Genomic DNA, 13,610 nt, shown 5'->3' with positions numbered 1-13,610 from the left:
CAGCGTCTATGGGGAAGAGGCGTTCGCGAGGACGGTGGCGGCGAAGGTGCACAGGGCGTTCACGGTGGTGCTGAGCGGGGCCGTGGTGTCCAGCGCCAGCGCGAGCTGTTCGGGATCGGACCAGGACAGCTCCGGCGCGTCCGGTGCCGGGTTGGGCCGGTAGGCGCGGACGGTGCGGAGGGCGTCGCGGGCGTGGCGCACCGGTTTGGGCGCGTGGACGCGGATGAGGTGGAGGCGTTCTCCGAGAAGGTCTGCGGCGAGCTGCCGTTCCGCCTCGGTGGAGGTCACCAGGGTGACGATGCCGACCTGGTGCCGGCTGGCGGCGTGCGCGAGGGCGCGGATCGTGGCGATGCGGTCGGAGGGTGACCAGCCGAGATCCTGCAGCACGCCGGCGGCGCGTTCGGCGTCCGCGTCGTAGAACCCGCATTCGACGCCGTGCTCGGCGCGGAGGTGGTCGAGGAGGTGGCGGGCGAGGGTGGTCTTGCCGGAGGCCGGCAGCCCGAGGAGCCAGAAGACGGCTGATGATCGCGGCTGGTTCACGGGGCGTAGCCCCACTTCTGGCACCAGGAGTTGAGCAGCTGGGGGATATTCGCGTCCGAGGGCGGCGGGGTGGCGGCCTGGATGCGGCCGGAGGCGATCTGGGGCGACCAGTCACCGATGCCGTAGACGAACGGGCCGTGATCGTGGCGGCCGTAGTCGAGCATGCTCGGATCCCAGGAGATACCGATGTGCTCGCACAGGGCCTTGCAGGTGGCTTCCGGAGCGGCGGTGAGCTGCTCGTACGTGACGTGAACGGTGCCCGGAAGGTTGGCGGCGGCTTCGTCGAGAGCGGTGGCGAACTTGTCGACGGTGACGGCCGCTTCCGCGAGGTCATTGGCGTCGCCAGCTCGGCAGATGGAGTCGGCGATGGCGACCGGGTGCCGGCGCAGGACGATGTAGCGGGCCTGGGGCCAGCAGGCGGCGAGACGTTGCCAGATGAGCACGTTGCCCGGGGACTTCTCGACGAGCACGCTCTTGCCCGTCTCGGTGAGCTGGCGGTGCAGCAGGCGGTCCCAGAGCAGGTGCTCGAGGTCGGTGCGGGCGAGGCCGAGGGTGCGCATGGACAGGTCGGTGAACTCGTCGTCGACGGCCACGGTGTAGCCGGCGAGGTGGAGTTCGTGCGGGGCATGGACGTCGGGGTGGGAGCCGAGCAGACAGCGCAGCAGGGTCGATCCGGAGCGGATCGGGGAGAGGAGGAACACGGGCGAGGGGACAAGACGGTGGTCAGGCACCGAGTTCCTCCTTCACGGCGTGCTCGCGCTCGGCGAAGACACGCAGGCGGGTGGCGATGTCGCGGCGGTAGTGGGCGGAACCTGGGGCGGTCTTCTCGTCGCAGTGGAAGATCCGGAGCGGGAGGCGGTGCAGGTAGCCGATGCCGGGGCCGGTGGGCTGGGCGAAGGTGTGGGAGAGCCAGTCCTCGTAGTTCATCCAGTGCTGGCCGTCGTCGTGGAACTGGTCGCCGGGGATGCCGCCGGCCGCGGTCATGATGGGGCGGGCCCGCTGGCTGTCGTAGATCAGGAAGTGGGAGGAGATGCGGTTGACGGAGCGGGCTCGGCCGCTCAGTGGCGGGCCGGCCTCTTCTAGTTTCCACTGCCAGCAGTCGTGATCGTCGATGCGCTGGGCGAGTGCGAGCTGAGGGCAATGGTCGAAGGTTTCGGCGATCTCGGCGAGGACGTCGGTGGTGCTCGGGTCGCGGAAGGCGACGACGTCGCCTTCGATGGTGATCAGGAAGCGGCTCTTGTCGCTGACGAAGTGGGTGTGGATGTTGTTCGCTTGGTCGCCGGAGGCCCGGTGGCGGGTGCGCCGGCGTAGCCGTACCTCGTCGAACCCCCAGGTGTTGTGGGCGAGTTCGAGGATCTCGTCGGCCGGGGCGCTTTCTGCGCCGTCGACGACGAGCACGAGGTCGTACGGGTGGCGGGTGCCGCGGGTCAGGGCGTCCAGGGTGGTGGGGATGGTGCGGCGCAGGAGTTCGACGTCGCTGTGGACGAGGTAGGCGATCGTGAACGCGGGTGGATAGGTCACGGCGGTCACCAGCCCGCCGGTCCGGTCACGTCCGTCCCCGGGGTGCTGCTAGCCGGGTCCGTGGACGTGAGCAAGGTGCGGAGGTCTTCCAGCATGCGGGCGGTGAGGTCCCCGGCTGCTTCGGTGATGTCCCGCTCGATTCCGCGCTCGACCTGGTTGGGGATGTGCGGGTGGCCCACGCACATCCCCATGACCTGGTACTTGGCGCTGCTGCCGAGCCCGAGGCGGTCGGCGAGGTCCTGCAGCGCGAACAGGTCGAAGACGACCGTGCCAGCGCGGTACAGGCGGTCGGCGAAGGCGGCGGTGTAGCGGGAGATGAGGTCGCGCATCGCGGCGTGGTGCGCGACTGGCAGGGCCTTCTGTTCGAGGGCTTCGGTGACCGGGGTGGGGAGGAAGACGAAGGCGCACCGGTAGAAGTCGGAGGTGCCGAGCATCCGGAAGCATCCGGTGCGCTCGAGAAGGTCGATCATCTTCTGGAAGGTCGCCTGGCGGTCTTCGACGAGTCGGCCGATGCCGTCGACGCCCTGGTACTTCATCAGCGCCCAGAGCTTGAGCGATTCGAAGCCGCGGGAGCCGTAGAACGGGGTGATCAGCCCGAGGTCGAGGCAGCCGGGATCGTGGGCGCGGTCCGGGTAGCGGGCGAAGCGGCCGAGCGCGGCGGGGTCTCGGAAGAGAACGTAGCTGGAGGGGTAGCTGACGAACAGGCCCTTGTGCGGGTCGAGAGCGACCGAGTCGGCGTGCTCGATGCCGGCGAGCCGGACCCTGAGCTTGTCGGAGAAGAGCAGGCTGCCGCCGTGGCAGGCGTCCACGTGGAACCACACACCGTGCTGCTCGCTGAGGTCGGCGAGGGCCTGAAGGTCGTCGATGCCGGTGGTGCGGCAGTTGCCGGCGACGCCGACGACCATGAAGATCCGCTTGCCGGGAGGCGGCGAGGCCAGCAGGTGGGCGACGGAGGCGGGGTCGCTGGTGAAGTCCGGGGTGGCGTCCGCCCATAGGAGTCCGTCTGTGCCGAGGCCGAGGGCCTGGGCGGCGGCGAGGTAGGAGAAGTGCTCGACGCCGCCGGCCAGCAGGATCACCGGCTGCTCGGGGAGTGCGCGCAGGCCGGTGGTGCGGATCTCGGGGTAGGTGTGGGTGAGGGCGGCGGCGATGGCGATGTGGTTGCTCATGTTGCCACCGGAGGTCCACATGCCGCCGAGCGAGGCGAGTCCCTGGTAGTCGGCCAGAGGCGTGACCGGGTAGCCGATGAGTTCCCGGAGCCAGGTGATCAGCTGGGCCTCGATCACGCTGGCGGCGGGAGCGCTGCGGTCGTAGGCGATCAGGTTCTGGTTGAGGAAGGACGCGACGATGTCGGCCGCGAGGGCGGCGATGCTGTCGCCGGTGTCGGGGAACGCGAGATAGCGCGGGTCGGCCTGGGAGATCGACCACTGGGCGATCTCGGTCAGCGCCTCCAGCAGCTGCTCGTCGTTCTCGCCGGCCTCGGGGAGCGGGCCGGCGAAGCGGTCGATGAGCTCGCTGACCGTCGCATGCCGCAGGACGAGGTCGTCGCGCAAGGCTCCGGAGGCGAAGTCGAGGCCGAGGTCGACCGCCCGGTGCAGCAGCCGCCGGCCGTCCTCGGTCGGGCGGTTGCCCAGGAGGGCGGGTGTGTGGGTCTCAGACACGTCCGAACTCCATTCGGTACACGCAGTCTTCGCACGAGGACCAGGCCGGGCCGTGGGATCGGAAGGAGTCCCGCAGGGCTCCGTACGGCTTCGAGGTCCAGATCTCGGCCATCGGCGCCTGGTGGATGTTGCCGAGCACGTTTCCGGGTGAGGACTCCATGTGGATGCAGCACGGCGTGACGTCGCCGTCCTTGGTGATGTAGCTGGCGTCCCAGGGCCACGGGCACACGGCCCGGCCGGCGGCCGGGGAGGCCAGCCGGGAGTAGTCGAAGATCGACAGCTGCAGCCCCAGCTCGTCAGCGCGGGCGAGGCCGGCCTCCAGGTACGGCACGACCTGCGAGGGTGGGGCGGCGAACAGGGACTCGGTGTTGAGGGTCTTGTCGTCGCCCCAGTGGTGCAGGCTCTCCACGTTGATGCGCGTGACGCCGTGGTCCGCGACGAAGTCGACGATCGCCGGGAACTGGTCGAGGTTGGCGGTGGAGAGTGTCACCGCGGCCGACAGAGCAGTGTCGCGCTGTCGCGTCATCTCCGCAGCTTCCCGTAGTGCGGTGGACAGCTGGGATCGGCGCAGGCCGGAGCGCATCCGCCCGAGCGTGGCATCGTCGGCGCCGTCGACGCTGATGGCGAGCAAGCCCAGTCCGGCGTCGAGGACCGGCTGGAGACGACGGCGCACGAGTAGGCCGTTGGTGTTCGTCGAGGTGAACACGTATCGGTCGGTGCACGCCTGGACGTAGGCGGCGAAGTCGCGGACGATCAGCGCCTCACCGGCGCCGACGAAGGAGACGTGGCCGAGATCGGGCAGTTGCTCGAGCAGCGTGACGAAGGCGTCCAAGGGCAGGTGTCCGCCGCTACTGTCGTGCACTGCCCGCACGCATCCGGCGCAGGCGAGGTTGCACAGGTCGGTGAGTTCCACCTGCAGGTACTGGGGAGTTGGCGTCGGTCGGCCGGGTTCGAGCCCGTAGCGGTCGAAGTCGTCGGTGACGAGGAACTTCCGAAAGCGCTCCGGCACCACGATCGAAGGCACGTGCATGGGCATCACCTGATCGCCTCCTTCCTGTAGACGGAGACCATCTCGTCGACGAACGCCTCGAACGCCGACGCCCGGCGGCCGAACGACGGCACCCGCAGCTCCTGGTATCCGGCCGCGGCATCGATCGCCTGCCTCCACGAAGCCGGGTCGGCGTACTGCTCGACGAGGTGGACGCCTTCGTCGTCCGCGAGGTGGCGCATGGACGACACCGCCGAGGACCACACCGGCACGCCCAGGGCCCGGGCCTCGTGCGCCACGATCGGATGGTTCTCCCACCACTGCGAGGGCACCAGCAGCGCCCAGGCGCCGGCCAGCACCGGCCCTACGTCGGAGCGGGAGAGCGGAGGAAGCCAGCGCACCCGCGGATCGGCTGCGGCGACCAGGCGCATCCGCTCCTCGTACGCGGCGTCGTCCGGCACGGTCGCGACCAGGAGCGGTAGCGTGGTCGGGTTGTGCGCGAGGGCGTCGAGCAGGACGTGGAGGCCCTTCTCGGGTGAGCACCGGCCGAGGAAGAGCAGGTACTCGCCGCCGCCACTGTTCTCGGCCAGCGACTGCCAGCTGTCTGGAAGCCCGTAGCAAGCTTGGTCCCGGACCATCTTGTCCATCGCGACGCCGGCCTTCGCGAGCTCCACAGCCTGGTGCGGCGTCTGCGTCCACAGCGCCCGCACCCGCCTGTTCAGCCACACGACATTGCGGGCCCGCCACGACTCCACGTCCCCAGCCGCCGCAGTTGGTGCACCCAGGCATCCCAAGCAGCCGGTCGAGGGCGTGGTACTGGTGCACTGGCCACCGGTGGAGCGCACGAGGAGCTGGTGGTCGGGGCAGACGGTGGTGTAGTCGGTCAGCGTCGCGACGACCGGCACGTTCCGCAGCGGTGCGGTGTCGAGGAACGCCAGGCCGATGCGGCTGAAGTGCAGGACGTGGACGAGGTCGACGGCAGGTCGCGAGGCGAGCAACTGTTCAATGAGTGCTGCCTGCTGATCCTCTTGGACCTGCCAACCGGCCGGGTAGTCGCGTGCGAAGACCGCGGGCACGCTGATGTACTCGGCCGCGGTGCGTAGCTGCGGCGACGGCGGGTCGCCGGCCGCCAGCCACGCGACGTCCAAGCCTCGCGCTATCAGGGCCCGGGCGAGATCGTCGGCCAGGATCTCCGTCCCGCCAGCCTCCTCTCCCGCGAACCGGTGGGTGACCAGAAGAATACGCATCTTGCCTCCCGTCAACAGGTGTTGCCCTGGAGCCCGGCCCAGCGACTGAGCGGCGTGAGCTCAACGGGCATACGGCCGTTGACTCCCGCCGAGGCCGCTCGCCCGGGTGCCTCCGGGCCGGACAAGCGAAGCGGACCCTTCGCGTTGAGGTCCAGGGCCGCGAACGGCTCGTGCAGCGTCAAGGCCGTCCACCCGCCGTCCGTGAAGTCCGCGAACACGTTCACACCAAGCCCCTCGCCGGAACCGGCCGGTTCGGGAAGTGGTAGCAGGAGCTCCAGGTGATCGGCCTCCCAGGAGAGGCGGACGTCGTGGGCGTCCTCCCAGACGGGATCGGGATGCGGAACACGGCGGAATCGGGCGGTGGGGGCTGCGAGCCACCAGGCGCCGTCGCGGGTGCACCGCAGGTACCGCTCGCCGGGCCACTGCCCGGCGGCGAGATCATGCAGGGTGAACACGCCCTCGCCCAACGGCTGCAGGCGGACGCGGACCGCCTGGACGGCGCCGGGTGTATCCCCCAACTCCAGCCGCACCGCGAGCCCTTCGGCACCTGGGGCGAGCGTGACGGTGAGTCCCGCAGGGCTGGCCAGTCCGCCTCGTACCCGGCCCAGACCGGCGAGCGGGATGGGCACCCGCTGATCGTCGACCGCGGCATTGAGACGGGCCGCGGGCTGGTAGGCGGCTTCGGGGGAGGAGACGAGCGCTTCGGTGGTGAGTCCGTACGGCGAGGGCAGCGCGTCCAGCACCTCCGGGTGCCGCTCGCGCAGGGCGACGACGAGGCGGATCGACAGGTCGGTCAGGAAACGGATCAGGTCGCACTTCACACCGTCGGGCTTGGTGATGTCACCGTTCGCAAGGACCGCCTGGTAGTAGCAGCCGCCGCCACACACGTAACGCGACGGGCAGGAGGAGCACTCGTCCCGCTGATCGACGACCAGGTCGAGGTACTTGCGGCGCTCGGTGTCCTCGACGCCGGTGGAGGCGTGGCCGATGTGCCAGCCCGACTTGCCGATGAAGTGCGCGCACGGGTAGAGGTTGCCGTTGGTGTCCAGGTAGGTGCCGCTCTTGCCGGCCCCGCACCGGTAGACCTGAGCCGCGCGGTCCTTCACGCGGTAGAAGAACCGCATGAAGAAGTCCTCGGAGTTCAGGGCGAGAAGCCGGGCGAGGATGCCCTCCGGGGGCTGGGCGAGAATGTGCTCGACGAGGTCGGCGTAGCCCTGGCGGAAGGCCGGCAGGGTCGCGGCGTTGAGCGCGTAGGTCTTGTCGTGGGTGGCGTTGACCGGTTTCATGTAGATGTTGCGGGCGCCGACGTCCTCGAAGAGGTGGCGGAAGATCGCCACGAAGTCGGTGCAGTACGCGGTCAGGACCGCCGAGACCCCCATGTCGGGGTGGCGGGCCAGCACCTGGTCGAGCACGGAACGCACGTGATCGTACGTGCCACCGCGGCCACCGGTGTAGAAGCGCACCCGGTCGTGGACGTCCCGGGGCCCGTCCAGGCTGATGTCCTGGGGCGGGCCGAGCTGCTTGGCGAGCTCGGCCGTCATCGACAGCGTCGCGTTGGTGACCATGGGCCCCGCCCAGATCACGGCGACGGGCGAGTGGGCGAGGTTCTCGGCGACCAGCTCCTGGACCGCGTCGTGCATGTGGCGCACGAGCATGGTCTCGCCAGCCAGGCCGAAGTCGATCCGGCTGTACCGGGCGTTCTCCTCGACCAGCCGCTCGCGGTGGGTGCGAAGGCCCTGCACCACGGTCTCCAGCGGGATGGTGACGGGCTTGCCGTCGGCGTGCACCCGGTCCCGGAACGAGCAGTACGTGCAGCCCATGTTGCAGACGTCGGTCAGCGACAGCTGGGCCTGCGGGTACGCCTCACGGTAGGAGGTGACCTGGTGGACCGGCTCCAGGCCGCCGCACGGACACTGCTTGCCAGGGGCGGTGATCTGGCCCCCGCGGACATGGAAGGTGTAGCCGTCCGCGAAGGAGACGTGCGAAGCATCGCTGGTGGACAGTGGAATCGCGTCGCTGATCACGGTTGACCTCTCGGGTTGAGATGGCGCGGATCGGGGCGGAGCGGGATTACAGGTTGCGCGGGCCAGGTAGATCGAGGCGGCGACGCAGCACGTCCAGCCGGTCGGCCAGCTGCTCCACCTCCGTGTCCGGGCCGGTGGTCGGCGGCGCGTGGTCGGCCGCCTCCCGCAGGGCGAACGTTCGGCGTACCAGGGCTTCCACCGTGGCGGCCTCGTCACTCGGAACGAGCTCGTGCAGGAGCGACAGCTGGGGGACCAGCTCCACCGGAGGCGGCGCAGCTGCGGAGCGGGCGAACACGAGCCGGGCCAGCAACGCCCGGGACTCGAACCACAGGTACTTGGCGGTGAGTTCGCGGCCCCGCCGCTCGTACTCGCTCGGCCGACTGATGACGGTGGTCGACGGGGCGGCGATGGCGGTGGCGACCCAGCCAGGGGAGTGATGGTCTACGCCGGGCCGGCGCAGCTCGAACCACTCGTGGAGATCGCGGCTCAACATCCCGTCCGCGCTGACGACATCCCGCTCGGTCGGCCGGGCGGCGGAGCCCTCGGCCGCAAGACCCAGGCAGGCGAGCACCTCGATCACAAGATCCTCAAGCGCCCAATGCCCGTGAGGGTGGCCGGGTGAGCTCAGTTCGAAGTCGATGTCGCTACCGCGTCCGAGGACTCCTTGCGCGCACGAGCCGCGCAAGATGAGCTCCAACCCCTCCAGCCCCAGGACGGCTTGAGCAGTCCGGGCAATGCGGGCGGTGACTTCCTCGGCGACCTGGGCGCGCTCACATGCCGCATCCCACCCGTCAACGCCCCGCAGCTCCTCCAGGCGTAAGACCAGATGCTTGAGCGATTGGAGGCCGGCGGCCAACGGGCGCTCGGCCGTGGAGAACAGGGCGAGAACCCACGGTCGGCGTAACCGCTCCAGGCCACGGCCGCCGCCGCTAACGGTGCATTCGGTGAGGACATCCAGCTGGTGAAGGAGATCGGCATAGGTGTCCTCACCCTGGTCTGCTCGTAGCTGTGAGGTCAGCACCGTGTGGAAGACACCGAGGCCGGGCTGTAGGACGTCCTCGGCGAGATGACCCAGGCGGGCGGCACTCGCGGACTTCGGCCCCACGGCGGGCAGTTCGCTCGCGAGCGTCAACTCGATGCCGCGGCGACGCACCTCCCGTGCGGTCAGTCCGGCCGGCAGCCAGGCGGCGAGTATGGACTCGAAATCGTCCAGTGGGGGCTCGTCGCCGCTCCGCACCGTGATGCGCCTTCTGAGGTCGAGATCGCGGCCGGTCAGGTCGGACCACGCGATGTCCCACTTCATGACGGTCAGGGCGTTGGGGGCGGCGGTGCCCGCTGGAACAAGAAGCGCGTCTTCCCAGTCGATCAGGACCGTCCGGTCGCTCTGCCGGAACATGTTCCGCGGAATGCACCCGGACGCCTCCACTCCGCGCCCCAGCACCGCCAGGAGTAGATCCTCGATCTCCTCCGTCGACAAGCCGGCCAGACCATCCGTTGAGGCGGAGAGCGGGATCCCGAGGTAGGGCGACACCAGAGCGGCCGTACGGTCGTCGAGTGGAATCAGGTCGGGAACGCACACGTCGATACGCCCGAACCCGTCCACTGTGAGCGCGCCCAGGCGACGCGCCGCCTCCGAGGCGAGGGCGCGTTCCGCGTGCGCCGCCGCCCGTGACCGGAGCTTGGCCACGAGGTCCCACCCTTCGTGGCGCAGCCGCCGCACTGCACCGGTGACGTCGCCGAACCCCGGATCGTCGAGCGCATGCCCCTCGCCGTCACCGGCGAACACCGCCCGGATCGCCGAGGCGATGCCCGGCGAACCACCCGCACTCCTAGACAGCCTGCTCACCCCACTTCCCTCCCGAGCGCCGCACAGCAGGCTTGCCACCGTAGCCGCTCCATCACGCTGTGTTCGATCGAATTTGCGGATTCGACTCAAGGGGGGATACGGAACGCGTGCCTCCTCGGAGGTGGAGGGCTCCACCGTTGGTGCTGATGATCACTCAGGATGATCCACGGTCAAGGATCTTGAGCGTGAAGGCTTCGCTCCGCGACGACCATAATCGGGCCGTTGGCTCTGTGCGGCATGGGATACTCGGCAGATGGCGCCGACCGCTCGACGGAGCGGCGCGCTGTGCGACTCCCGCGTCCCGTCCGCGGATCCGCCCTCTCACAGAAGTGGTCCTTCGATCTATGCCTACGGTCCTCTCCATCGCCGACGCGCTGCGCGAGCGTTTCGCACAGGCGATCTCCACTGCGTTCCCCGACGCCGCGGACAGCGACCCCCAGCTGCGACGAAGTGACCGCGCCGACTTCCAGGCCAACGGCATCATGAGCCTGGCCAAGCCGCTTCGCGCCAACCCCCGCGAGGTGGCCGCGCGTGTGCTCGAGAACCTTAGCTCTGACCAGGTGGTCGCGAACCTGGAGGTCTCCGGGCCCGGCTTCATCAACGTCACCGTCACCGACGCCGCCATCCTCGAGCGCTTGGCCGCCCGCGCGGCCGACGCCCGACTCGGTGTCGGCAGCAACGCCGAGGCCGGCGTCACGGTGATCGACTACAGCCAGCCGAACATCGCCAAGGAGATGCACGTCGGCCACCTGCGCTCCACGATCATCGGGGACGCGCTCGTGCGCGCACTCGAGTTCACCGGCGAGAAGGTCGTCCGGCGCAACCACCTCGGGGACTGGGGCACCCAGTTCGGCATGCTCATCCAGTACCTGATCGAGCACCCCGTCGAGCTCGACGAAGACATCCAGTCGGATGACTCCGGGCCGTCGATGTCCCGGCTCAACCGCCTCTACAAGGCGTCGCGCGCGAAGTTCGACAGCGATGCCGACTTCGCCGACCGGGCCCGCCGGCGCGTCGTCGAGCTGCAGGCCGGCCATGCCGAGACCGTCGCGTCCTGGCAGGGCATGGTCGACGAGTCGAAGGTCTACTTCGAAGCCGTCTACGCCCGCCTCGGCGTCCTCCTCGAAGACGCGGACGCAGTCGGCGAGAGCTACTACAACCCGATGCTCGCCGACGTGTGCGCCGACCTCGAAGCCTCCGGCGTCGCCATTCGCTCCGATGGAGCCCTGTGCGTCTTCTTCGACGACATCAAGGGCCCCAACGGCGAACCGACCCCGCTCATCGTCCAGAAGAGCGACGGCGGCTACGGCTACGCCACCACCGACCTCGCCGCCATCCGCGACCGCGTCGGCATGCTCTGCGCCAACCAGCTCCTCTACGTCGTCGACAGCCGCCAGGCCCTGCACTTCCAGATGGTCTTCGAGACCGCCCGCCGCGCCGGCTGGCTCCCCGACAACGTCCGCGCACTGCATCTCGGCTTCGGCACCGTCCTCGGCAAGGACGGCAAGCCCTTCAAGACCCGCTCCGGCGAGACGGTCCGCCTCATGGACCTCCTCGACGAAGCCGTCGACCGGGCCCGCACCGTTGTCGCCGAGAAGAGCCCCCAGCTCGCCACCGAGGAACTCGAAGACCGGGCCAAGCAGGTCGGCATCGGCGCGGTCAAGTACGCAGACCTGTCGACCTCCCGTACCCGCGACTACATCTTCGACGCCGACCGCATGGTCTCCCTCAACGGCGACACCGGCACCTACCTGCAGTACGCCTACGCCCGTATCCAGTCGATCCTGCGCAAGGCCCCAGACGGCGTGACCCCGACCGCTCACCAGGACCTGGCCCTGGAGACGGCCGAACGCGCCCTCGGACTCCTCCTCGACGAATTCGGCGCCACCATCGACCTCGTCGCCGAGACCTTCGAACCCCACCGCCTCTGTGCCTACCTGCACAGCCTCGCCGCGGCGTACACCACGTTCTACGAGCACTGCCCCGTCCTCAAGGCCCCCAGCCGCGAGGTCATGGAGACCCGGCTGCTGCTCTGCCGGCTCACCGGCCAGACGCTCCGCCAGGGCATGGACCTCCTCGGCATCGGGACCCCCGAGCGGCTGTAGTCGGTGCGAAGCCTTCGGGTAGACGGTGATTGCCTGGTCCACCCGAAGGCTTCGCACTGGACGGTAGGTGTCTGCGGCCCGCGGGGGCTGTTGGCGAGTCGGTGCTCTACTCGGGCGCCGACAGCAGCTTCATGGCGGTGATCAGGGATGCTCACTTGACTGCTGGCCGAGCGCGTCGACCTGTCGATGACCCGCCCCCTCGCCCGTGTACTTCGCTCTATGATCAGGTGCTGACACGCACGTCGCGATGACCTGCTGCTTGTCGTCTCGGCCGCTCCCGCTCGTTCTCCGGGCCGCGGAACGACGGCACCTTCTGCCGGGCCGATATCGATCGGTACGCTGTGCGGGTGATTCGTCAGTGTCCACACTGCTCGGCAGAGCCTTCTGAAGCGGGTGAGACACTCACGTCAATCGCGTTCGTGTCGGCACTGTGGAACCCGGGGGGAAGCTGGTGACAGGTACCGTCCTGCCGCAGCGGATCGGCCCGTACGCCGTCGAGCGGTGCCTCGGCACCGGAGGCATGGGGGCGGTGTACCTGGCGTACTCCGTCGCGGGCGACCCGGTCGCGGTCAAGGTCATCAGGCCCGACAAGATCGATCCGCATTCCCGGGCCCGCTTCGAGCGGGAGGCGGAGATCGCGCGCACCATCTCGGGTACGGGCCGGGTGGCGCGCTTCCTCGACGCGGATCCGCTCGCCGAGCAGCCGTGGCTGGCCATGGACTACGTTCCTGGCCGCCCGCTCACCGAGGTCGTGAAGGACCAGGGCCCGCTGCCGGCACCACTGGTGGCGAGTGTGGGCGCACTGCTCGCCGAGGGGCTGGCTGCGGTGCACGGGGCAGGTCTGCTCCATCGAGACCTCAAGGCGTCCAACGTCATCCTGGGCGACTTCGGCCCGGTGATCATCGACTTCGGCCTCGGCGCCTTCCTGGAGGCGTCGAAGGGCTCCATGAGCCAGCCCGGAACCGTGCTCGGCACGGTCCGCTGCATGCCGCCCGAGCAGGCGCGCGGCGAGACTGAGGTGACGGGAGCGGCGGACGTGTACGGGCTGGGAACGGTCCTCCTGCACGCCGCCACGGGCCACGCACCCTACGACGGTGTGCGGTGGGAGGCGATCGCGGTGCAGGTGGTGAGCCCGGACGTCGGGCCCGACCTGTCCGGACTGCCGGAGCAGCTCACCCCGCTGCTGACCTCGATGCTCGCGTACGAGCCGGGCGACCGTCCCACCCTGGACCAGGTGACCAGGCATTGCGCCGACCTGCTGCGGGAACTGGGCACCAGCCCGGCTCGAGCCCGCCACGCGCTGATCCAGCAGACCAGGCCGGCCGACGGCGCGCCGGTGGCCCTCCCGCAACCGGACGCCCTGATGCTGGACCGCCTGGAGGCCCTCGACAAGCTGCTGCGGGAGCAGCCGGAGGCCGTGCCCGGGGCCGAGGCCGACTCCGCGCCCGCCGAGGAGGGCAGCCCCGCCGCGGGTGACCTCCCTGTCGGGCTGACACCCGCACCGGCAGGCCCGCCCACGGAACCCCGGCCCCCCGCCGCGCGCCCCGGCCGGCCGCCCGCGTCCCGGCGGGTGGCCGACGAACTGCGCAAGCGGTATGCGGCCCGTGGTCAGCTGACCTGGTCCGAGCGCCAGAAGCTCTGAGCGCCTCGCCCAGTCCCGACCGCTTGCGGTAGACAGTAG

Annotated in this window: 10 protein-coding genes; 2 read left to right on the top strand and 8 right to left on the bottom strand. The window is 69.7% G+C overall.

Annotated elements, in window-relative coordinates:
• Positions 1 to 6 precede the first annotated feature (6 nt).
• From A6F73_RS02775 to A6F73_RS02740, 8 genes are read right to left on the bottom strand one after another with little or no spacing between them, the layout of a single operon-like run.
• The gene (locus A6F73_RS02775) at positions 7 to 540 is read right to left on the bottom strand and encodes an adenylyl-sulfate kinase (RefSeq protein WP_063346276.1); all 534 of its coding nucleotides are present in this window, start codon (positions 538 to 540) and stop codon (positions 7 to 9) included.
• Positions 537 to 1,271, bottom strand: coding sequence for a sulfotransferase (locus tag A6F73_RS02770; RefSeq protein ID WP_063346275.1), 735 nt, complete (start codon positions 1,269 to 1,271; stop codon positions 537 to 539). The genes A6F73_RS02775 and A6F73_RS02770 overlap by 4 nt, the downstream gene beginning before the upstream one ends.
• Positions 1,264 to 2,061, bottom strand: a complete 798-nt coding sequence (locus tag A6F73_RS02765) for a hypothetical protein (RefSeq protein WP_159398333.1) — start codon at positions 2,059 to 2,061, stop codon at positions 1,264 to 1,266. Before A6F73_RS02765 ends, A6F73_RS02770 begins: the two co-directional genes overlap by 8 nt.
• Positions 2,062 to 2,066: 5 nt before the next feature.
• Positions 2,067 to 3,719 carry a pyridoxal-dependent decarboxylase gene (locus A6F73_RS02760; RefSeq protein WP_063346273.1) on the bottom strand — a complete coding sequence of 551 codons (1,653 nt, stop codon included), beginning with the start codon at positions 3,717 to 3,719 and terminating at the stop codon, positions 2,067 to 2,069.
• Positions 3,712 to 4,749 carry a radical SAM protein gene (locus tag A6F73_RS02755; protein ID WP_159398332.1) on the bottom strand — a complete coding sequence of 346 codons (1,038 nt, stop codon included), beginning with the start codon at positions 4,747 to 4,749 and terminating at the stop codon, positions 3,712 to 3,714. Before A6F73_RS02755 ends, A6F73_RS02760 begins: the two co-directional genes overlap by 8 nt.
• A 5-nt stretch (positions 4,750 to 4,754) precedes the next feature.
• A complete protein-coding gene (locus A6F73_RS02750; protein ID WP_063346271.1) occupies positions 4,755 to 5,954 on the bottom strand; it encodes a glycosyltransferase in 1,200 nt (399 codons plus the stop codon).
• A gap of 11 nt (positions 5,955 to 5,965) precedes the next feature.
• Positions 5,966 to 7,978 (bottom strand): SPASM domain-containing protein, encoded by a 2,013-nt coding sequence (locus A6F73_RS02745; RefSeq protein WP_063346270.1) that lies wholly within the window; start codon positions 7,976 to 7,978, stop codon positions 5,966 to 5,968.
• Positions 7,979 to 8,024: 46 nt separating this feature from the next.
• Positions 8,025 to 9,863 carry a hypothetical protein gene (locus A6F73_RS02740; RefSeq protein ID WP_159398331.1) on the bottom strand — a complete coding sequence of 613 codons (1,839 nt, stop codon included), beginning with the start codon at positions 9,861 to 9,863 and terminating at the stop codon, positions 8,025 to 8,027.
• A 305-nt stretch (positions 9,864 to 10,168) separates the two neighbouring features.
• Between A6F73_RS02740 and argS the strand changes: the two genes are divergently transcribed.
• Both argS and A6F73_RS02730 read left to right on the top strand, forming a co-directional pair.
• The gene (gene argS / locus A6F73_RS02735) at positions 10,169 to 11,929 is read left to right on the top strand and encodes an arginine--tRNA ligase (protein ID WP_063346268.1); all 1,761 of its coding nucleotides are present in this window, start codon (positions 10,169 to 10,171) and stop codon (positions 11,927 to 11,929) included.
• 451 nt (positions 11,930 to 12,380) lie between these two features.
• Entirely contained in the window at positions 12,381 to 13,571 is a 1,191-nt protein-coding gene (locus A6F73_RS02730) for a serine/threonine-protein kinase (RefSeq protein WP_107452806.1), read from the top strand.
• Positions 13,572 to 13,610 lie beyond the last annotated feature (39 nt).

Source organism: Streptomyces sp. MJM8645, assembly GCF_001625365.1.
Taxonomy (GTDB): domain Bacteria; phylum Actinomycetota; class Actinomycetes; order Streptomycetales; family Streptomycetaceae; genus Kitasatospora.
Note: the sequence above shows the minus strand (reverse complement) of the source record. Positions and strands in the feature narration are given on the sequence as shown.

Coding starts and splice junctions, on each gene's coding strand:
- A6F73_RS02755 (WP_159398332.1), bottom strand. CDS start 4,749: ATGCACGTGCCTTCGATCGTGGTGCCGGAGCGCTTTCGGAAGTTCCTC.
- A6F73_RS02750 (WP_063346271.1), bottom strand. CDS start 5,954: ATGCGTATTCTTCTGGTCACCCACCGGTTCGCGGGAGAGGAGGCTGGC.
- argS (WP_063346268.1), top strand. CDS start 10,169: ATGCCTACGGTCCTCTCCATCGCCGACGCGCTGCGCGAGCGTTTCGCA.